The organism is Streptomyces sp. CS113 (assembly GCF_002188365.1).
In the GTDB taxonomy this organism is placed as follows: domain Bacteria; phylum Actinomycetota; class Actinomycetes; order Streptomycetales; family Streptomycetaceae; genus Streptomyces; species Streptomyces tendae.
Window position 1 is genome coordinate 1,179,423 of record NZ_KZ195574.1, and the last position, 13,102, is coordinate 1,192,524.

The window sequence follows — 13,102 nt, forward strand, 5'->3', positions numbered from 1 at the left end:
GTGGCTTACGCGGTCCAGTCGAGGATGACCTTGCCGCCCCGGCCGCTCGCCGCGTCGGCGAACGCCGCCTCGAAGTCGCGGTGGGAGTACCGGCCGGTGATCACCGGGGCGAGGTCGAGGCCGCCTTCGAGCAGCACGGACATGGCGTACCAGGTCTCGAACATCTCGCGGCCGTAGATGCCCTTGACGGTGATCATGGAGGTGACGATCCGGGCCCAGTCGACCGGGAACTCCTCGGCGGGCAGGCCGAGCATGGCGATCCGGCCGCCGTGCGTCATGTTGGCGATCATGTCGCGCATGGCCTCGGGGCGGCCGGACATCTCCAGGCCGATGTCGAAGCCCTCGCGCAGGCCCAGCTCGCGCTGTCCGTCGGCGATGGTCGCGGCCGAGACGTTCAGGGCGAGGCTGACGCCGACCTTGCGGGCAAGGTCCAGCCGCTCCTCGCTCACGTCGGTGATCACGACGTTGCGGGCGCCCGCGTGCCGGGCCACGGCGGCGGCCATCAGGCCGATCGGTCCGGCGCCGGTGATGAGGACGTCCTCGCCGACCAGCGGGAAGGACAGGGCGGTGTGCACGGCGTTGCCGAACGGGTCGAAGATCGCGGCGACGTCGAGGTCGACGGGGACGCGGTGCACCCAGACGTTGGTGGCGGGCAGGGCGACGTACTCGGCGAACGCCCCGTCCCGGCCGACGCCGAGGCCGACGGTGGCGCGGCACAGGTGGCGCCGGCCGGCCAGGCAGTTGCGGCACTTCCCGCAGACCAGGTGGCCCTCGCCGCTGACCCGGTCGCCGGCCTTGATGTCGGTGACGTCGCGCCCGGTGCCGACGACCTCGCCGACGAACTCGTGGCCCACGACGAGCGGGGTGCGGATGGCCTGCTGCGCCCAGCCGTCCCAGGCCCGGATGTGCAGGTCGGTGCCGCAGATGCCGGTGCGCAGCACCTTGATGAGGACGTCACCGGGTCCCACGGCGGGCTCGGGCACGTCCGCGAGCCACAGCCCGGGCTCCGCCTTCTCCTTGACCAGCGCCTTCAACGCTACGGCTCCTGACGGGGGTGAGGTCCCGGCGGTGGGCACACCGAGGCGGCCCGCGTCCGGGAAGGGGAGGGGAATCGCACAGCAATCTGCCGTACCGCACCGCCCCGGGTCCATCGAGCCTTTCTTAAGCCCGGCCGCAGCTTTCCTTCACGCGTCCGCCGACGGCCCGTGCACACCCGGCGAGGGGGCGCCACCGCTCACAGCGGGAGCCCGTCCTGCGCACTGCGCTCGATACGCCGTACGAGGTCGGCCGCCGTCGACTTGATCGTGGCCAGGCCCGCCGTCCCCCAGGCCCGGGGCCGCACGTCGGCGGCGGACACCGTGCCGAGGACGGTGCCCGTGCTGTCGATGAGCGGGGCGCCGAGGTAGGAGCGGATGCCGAACGCGTCGACGACGGGGTTGCCCGCGAAGCGCGGATAGTCACGCACGTCCTCCAGCACCAGCGCCTTGCGCCGGACCACCACGTGGGGGCAGAAGCCGTGGTCCCTGGCCTGGACCCGGCCGAACTCGGGGCTGGTCCCGTCGCCCCGGGTCACCGGCGGGACCTCCGGCACCCGCAGGCCGGCGAAGAACTGCCCGCCCTCCACCAGGAAGTTGACCATCGCGTACGGCGCCTCGACGAGGCCGGAGAGGTGCCCGGCGTAGGCGTCGAGGGCCGGATCGGGGCGTTCCGCCAGGCCGAGCCGGCGCAGCCGCCGTACCCGGGCGGGGGCCTCCCGGTCCTCGGGGGTGAGCAGCAGACGTCCGGCCGGGCGGGGCGGGTCGTAGCTCATGGGCGGACTCCGGCGCCGAACCCCGACGCCGGGGCCGGGGTGTGGGCGATGAGGTGGCGTACGAGGGTGAGCAGTGTCTGGACGCCGGAGCTGGAGATCCGGGCGTCGCAGCGCACGATCGGGATCTCGGGGTGCAGGTCCATGGCCGCGCGCACCTCCTCGGGGTCGTAGCGGTAGGAGCCGTCGAACTCGTTGATCGCGACGACGAAGCCGAGCCCGCGTTCCTCGAAGAAGTCGACGGCGGCGAACGACTCCTCCAGACGGCGGGTGTCGGCGATGATCACCGCTCCGAGCGCGCCCTCGCACAACTCGTCCCACATGAACCAGAAGCGCTCCTGGCCGGGCGTCCCGAACAGGTACAGGACGTGTTCGGGGTCGAGGGTGAGGCGGCCGAAGTCCATGGCCACGGTCGTTTCGAGTTTGTTCTCGATTCCGTCGAGGTTGTCGGTCGCGGTGCTGACCGTGGTGAGCAGTTCCTCCGTGCTCAGCGGTGCGATCTCGCTGACCGCGCCGACGAAGGTCGTCTTGCCGACGCCGAATCCGCCCGCCACGAGGATCTTCAGGGCGGTGGGGAACGGGTCGGCGCCTTCGCCGTGCGCGTTGTCAGAGCTGTCGTCGTAGTCCATCGAGCACTGCCTCCAGAAGGGCCCGGTCCGTGGGGTGGTGGTGGAACGCGGCGGGGGGTTTGGTGGTCAGCGCGCCGCAGTCGACGAGATCCGAGAGCAGCACCTTGGTGACCGCCACCGGGAGTCGCAGATGTGCGGCGAGCTCGGCGACCGGGAGGGGCGCCCGGCACAGGTCGAGTGCCTGCGCGTGCTCGGGTCCGAGGTAGCCGAGGGGGGTCGCCCCGGTGGCCATGACCTGGGACATCAGGTCGAGCGCGACGGTGGGCCGGGTACGGCCGTTGCTGACGGTGAAGGGGCGCACCAGCCGTCCGGCCGCGTCGTCGAGCCAGGGCCCGTCGCCGGCCGCGGCCACCGTCAAGGCCTCATCGCCGGGGGTTCGACGGCGTGCTGCCGGGGTGCGGTGACCAGGTAGGGGCGGACGCTCTTGACGAGCATCGCCATCTCGTAGCCGAGGACGGCCGCGTCGGCCTCGCGGCCGGCCAGCACGGCGAGACAGGTGCCGGAGCCCGCGGTGGTGACGAAGAGCAGGGTCGAGTCGAGTTCGACGACGACCTGCCGCACGTCGCCGCCGTCGCCGAAGCGGACGCCGGCACTGCGGCCGAGGGAGTACAGGCCGGAGGCCAGTGCCGCCATGTGGTCGGCGCTGTCGGCGTCGAGTCCGTGGACGGACTTCACCAGTCCGTCGGCGGACAGGAGCACCGCGCTGCTGGTGTGCGGCACGCGCTGGACGAGGCCGCTCATCAGCCAGTCGAGGTCGGACACTTGGCCGGTCGGCGCATCGCTCGCCATGGTGGATCGACTCCTTGGGGTACGAAGGGCTGCGGGAGCGCTGGTCGTGAGGGTGGGGGCTGGGGCGCGGGTGGTGGGGGTGGTGGGTGCGGAGGCGGAACGGGGCATGAGGGTGGTGGGGATGGTGGGGGTGGTCGTGCGGGTCATTCGGCCGGCACGCCCGGGTCCCGGCGGGTCGGTGCCGGCGGCGCCGGTTCGGTGTGCTGCTGGGCCTCCGCGAGGCCGATGCCGCGCTGGAAGGCCGCCATCAGGCCGGGGTCGTGACCGGTGTACTGCTCGGGTTCCTGGCGGGGTGCGGGGCCGCCGCGGAGCTGGGGGGCGATGTGTTCCTGGGCGCGGCGGCGCGGCAGTTGGGGTTTTCCCATGGTGCCGCGCACCGCGCTGTGCCGCGGGACGGGCGGGGTGGCCGCGTGTTCGGCGAGGACGTCCCGGTCCTCGGACCGCACGCCGGGCACGGCGGCGGCCGGGGTGGGGCGGTTCCGGTGCGTGCCGCGCACGGGCAGCGGCAGGGGTTCGCCGTCGCTCCGGTGCACCTGGCCCCGGCCGGTCGCCGCGGGAGCGGGGGCGAGGGCGGGCGCCGGCGGGGCCGGAGCCGGTGCGTGCGGGGCGGGCGGGGCCGCGGTGAGCGGGACCGGAGCGGGGCTGTCCGGTGCCGCCGGGGGCGTCGCGGGAGCCACGGCCCGCGGCTGCTGCCGGGGCTGCGGCACGGGTACCGGTTCGGTCCCGGCACCCTGGGGCGGGTGGGCCGCGCCCCCGGGGAGCGCCCCCGGCTCCGTGCCCAACAGGGCCTGCGGCACGACCAGTACGGCCTGGACACCGCCGTAGATGTTGGTTTGCAGCCGCACGGTGATCCCGTGCCGCTTGGCGAGCTGGGAGACGACGAACAGCCCGATGCGCCCGTCGGCCAGCAGGCGGGCGACGTTGACCTGGTCGGGGTCGGCGAGCAGGGCGTTCATCCGGCTCTGCTCGCCGACGGGCATGCCCAGTCCGCGGTCCTCGACCTCGACGGCCAGGCCCGAGGTGACGAGGTTGGCGCGCATCAGCACCTGGGTCTGCGGGGCGGAGAACAGGGTGGCGTTCTCCACGAGTTCGGCCAGCAGGTGGATGACGTCGGCGACGGCGTGGCCGCGCAGGGTGCCGTCGATGGGCGGGACCAGCCGGACCCGGGAGTACTGCTCGACCTCGGCGATGGCCGAGCGCAGCACCTCGGTCATGTCGACCGGGTTGCTCCACTGGCGGCGGGAGACGGCGCCGCCGAGCACGGCGAGGTTCTCGGCGTGGCGGCGGATGCGGGTGGCGAGGTGGTCGACGTGGAAGAGGCCCTTGAGGAGGTCGGGGTCCTCGATCTCGTTCTCCAGCTCGTCCAGGATGGAGATCTCCCGGTGCACCAGGGACTGAAGGCGCCGGGCGAGGTTGACGAAGACCTCCAGCTTCTGTTCGCTGCCCGCCTGGCTGGAGAGCTGGGCGGCGCGGACGACGGCGGTGACGGCGCCGTCGTGGGCGCGGGAGAGGTCGGCGGCGAGCAGTTCGAAGTCGTCGGCGCCGTCCGGCAGGCCGCCGCGCGGGGTGCGCGGGGACGGGGCCTCGCCGCGGCGCAGGGCCTCGACGACGGCGCGCAGGTCGCCCTCCTGGCGCGCGGTGCTGCGCCGCAGGGCGCCGACGCGCTCGTGCACGGACCGCGCGGCGCGGTCGGCGGCGACCGCGGCGATGACGACGGCGGCGCCGGTCACCGAGACCGCCCCGGCCAGTACGCCCCACAGGACGGGGCCGGGTCGCACGCCGGTGGACCGGACGGTGAACAGGACGACCGCGCAGGCGCCGAGGGCGACCGCGACCGGCGGCAGGACGGCGAGCCTCAGGAGTTGGGACCGTATGTGGGTCTCGGGCAGCGCGGCGGTGTTCCGTGGGGCCGGCCGGCCGTGCCGCCCGCCCTCGCGGCGGTCTGCTCGCGCGGCCGGAGCGCGGAGGTGAGACATCGGTGTCCTCGTACTGGTCCGTGTACTGGTCCGTCGGCCCTACGTCGCCCGACGGACACTGACAGTAGTCGGCTGCCCCTCATGTGCGGTGGGCAGTTGCCAAAGTCCCCCGGGCAACGTCCCGCTCTGGTATGAGGCCTCGTACGACAGACCGATAAGCCGGATACGCAACCGTTCCGTCATGCCGGAGAACCGGTCGGACTCGATCAGAAACAGTCACAGTCGGTGACCACCCTCGGAGAGCCGGACGCTCGGCGCACGGACCCCCAGGAGAGATGCCCGACCGGATTGCCGACGAACCCATTGACGCCCCCGCGTGCCCGTGAAACAAGTTTATGGATTTTGTATCTTCGACTCGCTGGGGGCCCGATGACCGACACCACCCCGGACGCCGCACCCCGCGCCGCGACATTCACCACGCACTCCCCAGCGACCGGCGACCCGCTCGCCGAGTACCCGGTCGACGGTCCCGAGGAGGTCGCTCGAGCCGTGGTCCGGGCCCGGCGGGTCCAGTCGGAGTGGGCCGCGCTGTCCGCGGACCGGCGCCGGGAGCCGCTGCTGCGCTGGAAGCGGGCGCTCGCCTTCGAGCTGGACACCGTCGCCCGGACCATCGCCGCGGAGACCGGCAAGCCGGTCGGGGACGCCGAGTTGGAGGTCGTCCTCACGCTGGAGCACCTGGGCTGGGCCGCCCGCAACGCCGACCGCGTGCTGCGCCGGCGGCGGGTGCGCACTGGGCTGTTCACGGTGCACCAGCGGGCCTCGCTGGTGCACCGGCCGCTGGGCGTGGTCGGCGTGATCGGCCCCTGGAACTACCCCTGCTACACCCCGATGGGTTCCGTCGGGTACGCCCTGGCGGCCGGGAACGCGGTGGTCCTCAAGCCGTCCGAGCTGACCCCGGGCACGGGCGTCCTGCTCGCCGGTCTGTTCGACGAGGCCGTGCCCGCGCACGCCGGGCTGCTCACCACCGTCACCGGCGCCGCCGCCACCGGAGAGGCACTGGCCCGCTCCGGCGTCGACAAGCTGGCGTTCACCGGGTCGCCCGGGACGGCGCGCACGGTGATGGCGGTGTGCGCCGAGTCGCTGACCCCGTTCCTCGCCGAGTGCGGCGGCAAGGACGCGGTGATCGTCACCGCGGACGCGGACCTGGACGCCGCCGCCGACGCCGTCGTGTGGGGCGCGCTGAGCAACGCGGGGCAGACCTGTGCCGGTGTGGAGCGTGTCTACGCCGTGCGCGAGATCCATGCGGCGCTGTGCGAACGGGTGGTGCGGCGCGCCGGTGCGCTGCGGCCGGGCGCCGACGCCGACGCGCACTACGGTCCGATGACCCTGCCGGGTCAGCTCGAGACCGTGGCCCGGCAGGTGACCGCGGCGGTGTCGGCGGGCGCGCGGGCCGCGCTGGGCGGTCCCGGGTCGGTCCGGGCGCCGTACGTCGCGCCCGTCGTGCTGACCGGGGTCCCGGAGGACACGGCGGCGATGACGCAGGAGACGTTCGGACCGGTGGTCGCCGTCAACGCGGTGGCCGACGTGGACGAGGCGGTGGCCCGGGCCAACGACTCGCGGTACGCCCTGGGGGCCGCGGTGTTCTGCGGCAGCCGGCGCACCGGGGCCGCGATCGCGGCGCGGCTGCACGCGGGGGCGGTGTCGGTGAACTCCGTGCTGGGCTTCGCGGCCGTGCCGGCGCTGCCGTTCGGCGGTTCGCGGGACTCCGGCTTCGGACGGATCCACGGCGCGGAGGGGCTGCGGGCGTTCACGGCGGTGCAGTCGACGACGGTGCAGCGGTTCGCCCCGCCGGTCGCGCTGACCTCCTTCGAGGTACCGGCCGCCGCCCGCAGGCGCGCCGTGCGGCTGGCCCGGACGCTGCACCTGCGGCACTGAACCGCCGGTCGGCGCCCCGCCGTTCAGGCCGTGAGGAGGGGGGCCAGGTAACGGCGGGCGAAGGCCCTGGCCTGGTCCTCGTCCTCCATCTCGATGCAGCTGGCGGGGTTGAGCAGGAAGGAGACGGCCACCCGCACCATGAGTTCGGCGACCGGCCGCGGGTCGTCGTCCGGGCGGCCCTCCGCCTGCTGCGCACGGCGCAGATGGCCCGTCAGGTAGTCGACGGTGGCGGCGAGCGAGGACCCGCCGTGCACGGTCATGTACGGCAGTACCACCTCGGGTTCCAGGCGCAGCAGACCACCGAAGAGCGGATGCGCGCGGGTGTGGCGCAGGGCGACCACGAACCCCTCGACGACCCGTTCCTCCATGGTCGGCAGGGCGGCCACCGCCTGGTCGAGTCGCTGGAAGAACCGGCTGTTCTCGCGCAGCAGGGTCTGCTCGACCAGTGTGTCCTTGTTCCGGAAGCGACGGTAGACGGTGACCCGCGAGACACCGGCCCGTTTGGCGACGTCGTCCATGGAGGAACGGCGCAGGCCGAAGACGGTGAACTGCTCCAGCGCGGCGTCGAGGATGCGCCGCGCCGTCGGGTCCTCCGTCTCGGTCTTCGCGGCCGTACTCACGAAGCGGCACCTCCGTCCAAGGCGATCGAGAAACAACTGCCACCACTTTGTCACACGCACCCTGGAGGACTTGATGGGAAGCCGTCTCACCGAAGAGCAGTCCGCGTTCGTCGCGGCCGTCCGGGACTTCGCCAAGCGCGAGTGCGGCACCCGGCAGCAGCGCGACGCGCTGACGGACGAAGGGCGGGGGGCGCACCACCCCGGGCTGTACGGCAGGCTCGCCGAACTGGGCTGGCTCGGGGTGTGTCTGCCCGAGGAGTACGGGGGTGCCGGCGGCGGACTGGCCGACGCCTGCCTCTTCCTGGAGGAGACCTCCTACGGCATGGTCCCGGCGGGCGGCTTCGTCACCACCGTCATCGCCGCCAAGGCGTACGAACGGTTCGGCAGCGAGCGGCAGCGGCTGGAGGTGCTGTCCGGTGCCGCGCGCGGCGACGTCCTGGCCATCGCCATGTCCGAGCCGGAGGCGGGTTCGGACGTCGGCGCGCTGCGCTGCCGGGCCCGGCGGGCGGCCGACGGGACGTGGCTGATCGACGGGCAGAAGACCTGGACATCCAACGCCCACTGCGCGCGGAGCATCCTGCTGGTGGCCCGCACCGGCGAGGACAAGCACGGCGGGCTGACCATGTTCCACCTGCCCGCCGACACCCCGGGCGTGGAGGTGCGCGGCATCGAGACCATGGGCGGCCGGGAGGTCAACGACGTGTTCCTCACCGGTGTCCGGCTGCCCGCCGACGCGGTGGTGGGACAGGTCGACGACGGCTGGCGGCAGTTGATGGCCGGGCTCAACCATGAACGGCTCTTCCTGGCCTCGAACATGCTGGGCCTGGCCCGCCGGGCCTTCGACGACGCGCTCGGCTACGTCCGCGAGCGCGAGCAGTTCGGCCGGCCCGTCGGCACCTTCCAGGCGCTGCGGCACCGGGTGGCCGACCTCGCCACCGAGATCGAGTGCACCCGACTGCTGGTGCGCGAGGTGGCCCTGGACTGCGACGCCGAGCCGGACCGCCTGTTCCCGAGGGAGGCGTCGATGGCCAAGCTGAAGGCCACGGAGGTCGCCAAGCGGGCGGCCCTGGAGGGCATGCAGATGATGGGCGGGTACGGCTACACGACCGAGTTCGACATGGAGCGCCATCTGCGGGCCGCGGTCGTCTCCACGGTCTACGGCGGGACCAGCGAGATCCAGCGGGACGTGATCGGCAGGACGTACGGCCTCTGAGCCGGCCGCTGAACGGGCGGCGCCGCCCGTCCCCGGCCGGTGCACGAGCGGCGCCGCCCGTTCCCGGCCGGGGGCGGGCGGCGCCGTCGGTTCTCCGCCGAGTCGGTGCTCAGCCCCCGTACAGTCCGGCCAGGGCCTCGGCGTACTTGTCCCGGATGACCCGGCGCCGCATCTTCAGCGAGGGCGTCAGTTCGCCGGTCGCCGGGCCCCATTCCTCGGCCAGCAGCGCGTACCGCTTCACCTGCTCGGTGCGGCTGAGCCGGGAGTTGGCGGCGGCCACCGCACGGTCCACCTCCGCCCTGACGGCCGGATGCGCCACCAGCCCGGCGATCGTGCCGTCGGCCTGCACACCATGGGCCGCGGCCCAGGCGGGGGCGGCCTCCGCGTCCAGCACGAGCAGGGCGACGAGGTAGGAGCGCCGGTCGCCGTGGACCAGGGCCTGACCGATGAGCGGGTGCTCCTTGAGCGCGTTCTCCACCAGGGCCGGTGAGACGTTCTTGCCGGTCGAGGTGATGATCATCTCCTTCTTCCGGTCGGTGAGCCAGAGGTAGCCGTCCTCGTCCGTGCGCCCGATGTCGCCGGTGGCCAGCCAGCCGTCGGCGTCCAGGGCGGAGCGCACCGATCCGTCCGGCCGCAGGTAGCCGGAGAAGACGGACTCGCCCCGCACCTCGATCTCGCCGTCCGCGGCGAGGCGGACCTCAACCGACTCCACGGGGCGTCCCACCGAACCGATCCGGAACCCCGTGCGGGGGCTGTTGGTGGTGGCCACGCCGGTGGTCTCGGTCAGCCCCCAGGCGTCCATGATCACGACGCCGAACCCGGCCCAGAAGTCGACCACGTCGACCGGCATGGGCGCCGAGGCGCTGGCCGCCCAGGTCACCCGGTCCAGCCCGCCCGCCGCCAGCAGCGGCAGCAGGACCTCCCCGCGGGCCCGGGCGTAGCGCTCCTCCAGCTCGGCGGGCGGTGCCTCCCCCCGCTCGCGGTACCGGACGTGCTCGCGGGCCACCGCGGACGCCGCGTCGATGGCCTCCCGCTGCTCGGCCGGCATGAGGGAGAGGACCGCCCGCACGGAGGCGCACAGCTTCTCCCAGATCCGCGGCACGCCGAAGAACTGCGCGGGACGCACCTTGCGCACCACCGCGCCCACGGCGGCCGGGTCGGCGCAGAGGTAGACGTGCGAAGCCCGGTGACAGGGCAGGTAGATGCCGAGCATCCGCTCCGCGATGTGGGCGAACGGCAGGTAGCAGATGTGCTCCACGTGCGGCGGCAGCTCCACCACCGCGTCCAGCGCGAGGGCGTTGGCCAGCACCTGGCGGTGGGTCAGGACGACGCCCTTGGGCTCCCCGGTCGTACCGGAGGTGTAGACGACGGTCAGCGGATCGTCGGGGCTCGCGGCGTCCAGCTCCTTGGCGAGCGGTTCCGGCACCGGCACTCCAAGCAGCCCGGCGTACGGGGTGTGGCCGCCCTCGGCGCCCGCCTGGGCCACCACCAGCCGCTCCAGCGAAGTCGCCGCGTCGGTCAGCAGCGGCTCCCACACCTCCACCTGTGCCGCCCCCTCCACCACGGCGAGGCGGGCCCGGCAGTTGCGGGCGATGTGGGTGATCTGCTCGGGGGCCGCGGTGCCGTAGACGCTGACCGGGACGGCACCGAGACGGACCAGCGCCAGGTCGGTCAGCCAGTGCTCGGGCCGGTTGGCCATCATCATCAGCACATGGTCGCCGCGGCCGACGCCGAGTCCCGCGTAACCGGCGGCGAGGCGCTCGGTGTGCTCGTGGATCTCCGCCCAGGTGAGCGTCGTCCAGTCGCCGTTCCCGCCTTCCTCCGGCTGCTGCCAGGACAGACCGGGGAGCCCTGGGTGGTCATGGGCATTGCGGGCCAGCAGCCGGGGCAGGGTGCGCCGGGCCGGGGAGTCGGGTGGTTCACCGGCGGTGCGGGGCTCTGGAGTCATCGGGGCCTCCTTGCGGGTGGGTGGGAAACGCCGGAGTCAGAAGTCCGTGAAGGTCTCGCCGCGTTCCGCCTTGCGCAGCAGCAGCGGGGGTGGGGTGAAGCGGTCGCCGTAGCGGTCGGCCAGTTCGCGGGCGCGGGCGACGAAGCCGGGCAGGCCCCCGTCGTAGCCGTTGATGTACTGAAGGACGCCGCCGGTCCAGCCGGGGAAGCCGATCCCGAAGATGGACCCGATGTTGGCGTCGGCCACGGACGTCAGCACCCCCTCCTCCAGGAGCCGGACGGTGTCCAGCGCCTCCGCGAAGAGCATCCGCTCCTGCATGTCGGCGAACGGGATCTCGTAGCCCGGCTTGGTGAAGTGCTCGCGCAGGCCCGGCCACAGCCCGGCCCGCTTGCCGTCCTCGCCGTACGCGTAGAACCCGGCACCACCACTGCGTCCCGGGCGCTCGAATTCGTCGACCATGCGGTCGATGACCGCCTCGGCGGGATGCGCCGTCCAGGTACCACCCGCCTCCTCCACGGCCCGCTTCGTCTCCTCGCGGATCTTCCGCGGGAGGGTGAGGGTCAGTTCGTCCATCAGGGACAGCACCTTCGCCGGGTAGCCGGCCTGGGCCGCCGCCTGCTCCACCGAGGCGGGCTCGATGCCCTCGCCGACCATCGCGACGCCCTCGTTGATGAAGTGGCCGATGACCCGGGAGGTGAAGAAGCCCCGCGAGTCGTTCACCACGATCGGCGTCTTGCTGATCTGCCGCACCAGGTCGAACGCGCGTGCCAGCGCCTCGTCCCCGGTCCGCTCGCCCTTGATGATCTCCACCAGCGGCATCCTGTCCACGGGTGAGAAGAAGTGCAGCCCGATGAAGTCGCCCTGCCGCTCGACGCCCTCGGCCAGCGCCGTGATGGGCAGCGTCGAGGTGTTGGAGCACAGCAGCGCGTCGGGGGCGACGACGTGCTCGATCTCCTGGAACACCTTGTGCTTGAGCGAGGTGTCCTCGAACACCGCCTCGATCACCGCGTCACAGCCCGCGAGATCGGCCACCTCGGCGGACGGCGTGATCCGGGCGAGCAGCGCGTCGGCCTTCTCCCGGCTGGTACGGCCCTTCGCCACGGCCTTCGCGCACAGCTTCTCGGAGTACGCCTTGCCCTTGACCGCCGACTCCAGCGAGACGTCCTTGAGCACGACCTCGATGCCGGCGCGGGCACACGAGTAGGCGATGCCCGCGCCCATCATCCCCGCACCCAGCACGGCCACCTTGGTCACCTTCCTCGGCTCGACGCCCTTGGGACGGTTCGCACCCGAGTTGACCGCCTGGAGATCGAAGAAGAACGCCTGGATCATGTTCTTGGTGATCTGACCGGTGACGAGTTCCGTCAGGTGCCGGGCCTCCACGACGAAGGCCGTGTCCAGGTCGACCTGGGCGGTCTCCACGGCGGCGGCCACGATGTTGCGCGGTGCCGGACAGGGGGCACCGCCTGTCCGTTTCCTGAGCAGCGCGGGCAGGGCGGGCAGGTTGGCCGCGAGCTTCGGGTGGGACGGAGTGCCGCCGGGGATGCGGTGACCGGGCCGGTCCCAGGGCTGAGCCGACTCCGGGTGGGCGTCGATGAAGGCGCGGGCCCTGGCGAGGAGTTCGTCACGGTCGGCGGCGATCTCGTCGACCAGTCCGGCTTCCAGGGCGTCGGCCGGCCCGTACTGGGTGCCTTCCAGGAGGACGGTGCGCAGCGCGTCCACGACGCCGAACATCCGGACGGTGCGCGTCACTCCCCCGCCGCCGGGCAGCAGGCCCAGGGTGACTTCGGGCAGCCCGACCCGGGCGGCCGGGGTGTCGAGGACCACGCGATGGTGGCAGGCCAGCGCGATCTCGTAACCGCCGCCCAGCGCAGCTCCGTTGATCGCGGCGACGACCGGCCTGCCCAGGCTCTCCAGGACACGCAGTGAGCGCTTGACCCGCATACCGGCCTCGAAGGACCCCTGCGCGGTCTCGGGGGTCACGGAGATCAGGTCGCGCAGGTCGCCGCCCGCGAAGAAACTCCTCTTGGCCGAGGTGACGACGACGCCGCGGATGTCGGCACGGCGCTCCGCGAGCCGCTGCGCGACAACGTCCAGCGAGTCGATGAACGCGGCGTTCATGGTGTTGGCCGACTGGCTCGGATCGTCCAGGACGAGGGTGACGACGCGGTCCTCGGATTCCTCCCAGCGGATGGTGGAGGGCCGTGCGGTGGTGTGCATGGGTGACGTCTCCAGTGAGGTCTTG

General features: G+C 73.0%; 11 protein-coding genes. 2 read left to right on the forward strand and 9 right to left on the reverse strand.

All coding sequences use genetic code 11. The features are described 5' to 3' along the window. Positions 1-5 precede the first annotated feature (5 nt). From tdh to B9W62_RS05115, 6 genes are all read right to left on the reverse strand, one after another. The gene (tdh, locus tag B9W62_RS05085) at positions 6-1,034 is read right to left on the reverse strand and encodes an L-threonine 3-dehydrogenase (RefSeq protein ID WP_087805580.1); all 1,029 of its coding nucleotides are present in this window, start codon (positions 1,032-1,034) and stop codon (positions 6-8) included. Between the two features lie 200 nt (positions 1,035-1,234). After that, a complete protein-coding gene (locus tag B9W62_RS05090; RefSeq protein ID WP_087805582.1) occupies positions 1,235-1,810 on the reverse strand; it encodes a GAF domain-containing protein in 576 nt (191 codons plus the stop codon). After that, on the reverse strand, positions 1,807-2,436 hold the full coding sequence (locus B9W62_RS05095) for a GTP-binding protein (RefSeq protein ID WP_179235357.1): 630 nt from the start codon (positions 2,434-2,436) through the stop codon (positions 1,807-1,809). The genes B9W62_RS05090 and B9W62_RS05095 overlap by 4 nt, the downstream gene beginning before the upstream one ends. Then, positions 2,414-2,788: a DUF742 domain-containing protein gene (locus B9W62_RS05100; RefSeq protein ID WP_052841983.1), complete on the reverse strand. Its 375-nt coding sequence runs from the start codon at positions 2,786-2,788 to the stop codon at positions 2,414-2,416. Before B9W62_RS05100 ends, B9W62_RS05095 begins: the two co-directional genes overlap by 23 nt. A gap of 2 nt (positions 2,789-2,790) precedes the next feature. Beyond that, positions 2,791-3,225 carry a roadblock/LC7 domain-containing protein gene (locus B9W62_RS05105; RefSeq protein ID WP_030189437.1) on the reverse strand — a complete coding sequence of 145 codons (435 nt, stop codon included), beginning with the start codon at positions 3,223-3,225 and terminating at the stop codon, positions 2,791-2,793. A gap of 143 nt (positions 3,226-3,368) precedes the next feature. Next, a complete protein-coding gene (locus B9W62_RS05115; RefSeq protein WP_087805584.1) occupies positions 3,369-5,201 on the reverse strand; it encodes a sensor histidine kinase in 1,833 nt (610 codons plus the stop codon). Between the two features lie 369 nt (positions 5,202-5,570). On the opposite strand from B9W62_RS05115, the gene B9W62_RS05120 reads away from it, so the two are divergent. Further along, positions 5,571-7,076: an aldehyde dehydrogenase family protein gene (locus B9W62_RS05120; RefSeq protein WP_087805586.1), complete on the forward strand. Its 1,506-nt coding sequence runs from the start codon at positions 5,571-5,573 to the stop codon at positions 7,074-7,076. A gap of 23 nt (positions 7,077-7,099) precedes the next feature. On the opposite strand, the gene B9W62_RS05125 is transcribed toward B9W62_RS05120, so the two are convergent. Continuing rightward, positions 7,100-7,696: a TetR/AcrR family transcriptional regulator gene (locus tag B9W62_RS05125; RefSeq protein ID WP_087805588.1), complete on the reverse strand. Its 597-nt coding sequence runs from the start codon at positions 7,694-7,696 to the stop codon at positions 7,100-7,102. A 73-nt stretch (positions 7,697-7,769) separates the two neighbouring features. On the opposite strand from B9W62_RS05125, the gene B9W62_RS05130 reads away from it, so the two are divergent. Next, entirely contained in the window at positions 7,770-8,909 is a 1,140-nt protein-coding gene (locus B9W62_RS05130) for an acyl-CoA dehydrogenase family protein (protein ID WP_087805590.1), read from the forward strand. A 109-nt stretch (positions 8,910-9,018) separates the two neighbouring features. On the opposite strand, the gene B9W62_RS05135 is transcribed toward B9W62_RS05130, so the two are convergent. Both B9W62_RS05135 and B9W62_RS05140 read right to left on the reverse strand, forming a co-directional pair. Beyond that, the gene (locus B9W62_RS05135; RefSeq protein ID WP_087805592.1) at positions 9,019-10,857 is read right to left on the reverse strand and encodes an AMP-dependent synthetase/ligase; all 1,839 of its coding nucleotides are present in this window, start codon (positions 10,855-10,857) and stop codon (positions 9,019-9,021) included. A 36-nt stretch (positions 10,858-10,893) separates the two neighbouring features. Beyond that, entirely contained in the window at positions 10,894-13,077 is a 2,184-nt protein-coding gene (locus B9W62_RS05140) for a 3-hydroxyacyl-CoA dehydrogenase NAD-binding domain-containing protein (RefSeq protein ID WP_087805594.1), read from the reverse strand. Between the last annotated feature and the right edge of the window lie 25 nt (positions 13,078-13,102).

Excerpts from the sequence above, each read along its gene's own strand:
- B9W62_RS05105 (WP_030189437.1), bottom strand. The coding sequence starts at position 3,225 with ATGGCGAGCGATGCGCCGACCGGCCAAGTGTCCGACCTCGACTGGCTG.
- B9W62_RS05120 (WP_087805586.1), top strand. The coding sequence starts at position 5,571 with ATGACCGACACCACCCCGGACGCCGCACCCCGCGCCGCGACATTCACC.
- B9W62_RS05140 (WP_087805594.1), bottom strand. The coding sequence starts at position 13,077 with ATGCACACCACCGCACGGCCCTCCACCATCCGCTGGGAGGAATCCGAG.
- B9W62_RS05095 (WP_179235357.1), bottom strand. The coding sequence starts at position 2,436 with ATGGACTACGACGACAGCTCTGACAACGCGCACGGCGAAGGCGCCGAC.
- B9W62_RS05090 (WP_087805582.1), bottom strand. The coding sequence starts at position 1,810 with ATGAGCTACGACCCGCCCCGCCCGGCCGGACGTCTGCTGCTCACCCCC.
- B9W62_RS05115 (WP_087805584.1), bottom strand. The coding sequence starts at position 5,201 with ATGTCTCACCTCCGCGCTCCGGCCGCGCGAGCAGACCGCCGCGAGGGC.
- B9W62_RS05130 (WP_087805590.1), top strand. The coding sequence starts at position 7,770 with ATGGGAAGCCGTCTCACCGAAGAGCAGTCCGCGTTCGTCGCGGCCGTC.
- B9W62_RS05135 (WP_087805592.1), bottom strand. The coding sequence starts at position 10,857 with ATGACTCCAGAGCCCCGCACCGCCGGTGAACCACCCGACTCCCCGGCC.